The 642-nt window shown below is 55.5% G+C and carries 1 rRNA gene; it reads right to left on the reverse strand.

Annotation, left to right across the window (positions count from 1 at the left end):
* Positions 1-642: ribosomal RNA gene (locus tag ACSQ8O_RS36700) — 23S ribosomal RNA — on the reverse strand; the annotation flags it as partial.

Below are 642 nucleotides of genomic sequence, written 5' to 3' on the forward strand. Positions count from 1 at the left end.
CCGCACTTCCACCTCGAACCTATCAACCTCGTCGTCTACAAGGGGTCTTACATACTGGGAAATCTCATCTTGAGGGGGGCTTCGCGCTTAGATGCTTTCAGCGCTTATCCCCTCCGTACATAGCTACCCAGCGATGCCTCTGGCGAGACAACTGGTACACCAGCGGTACGTCCATCCCGGTCCTCTCGTACTAAGGACAGCTCCTCTCAAATTTCCTACGCCCGCGACAGATAGGGACCGAACTGTCTCACGACGTTCTGAACCCAGCTCGCGTACCGCTTTAATGGGCGAACAGCCCAACCCTTGGGACCTACTTCAGCCCCAGGATGCGATGAGCCGACATCGAGGTGCCAAACCTCCCCGTCGATGTGGACTCTTGGGGGAGATAAGCCTGTTATCCCCAGGGTAGCTTTTATCCGTTGAGCGATGGCCCTTCCATTCGGTACCACCGGATCACTAAGTCCGACTTTCGTCCCTGCTCGACTTGTAGGTCTCGCAGTCAAGCTCCCTTATGCCTTTGCACTCTGCGAATGATTTCCAACCATTCTGAGGGAACCTTTAAACGCCTCCGTTACATTTTAGGAGGCGACCGCCCCAGTCAAACTGCCCACCTGACACTGTCCCCATACCGGATCACGGTAC

This window comes from Paenibacillus sp. LjRoot56 (assembly GCF_964253335.1).
GTDB classification, from domain to species: domain Bacteria; phylum Bacillota; class Bacilli; order Paenibacillales; family NBRC-103111; genus Paenibacillus_E; species Paenibacillus_E allorhizoplanae.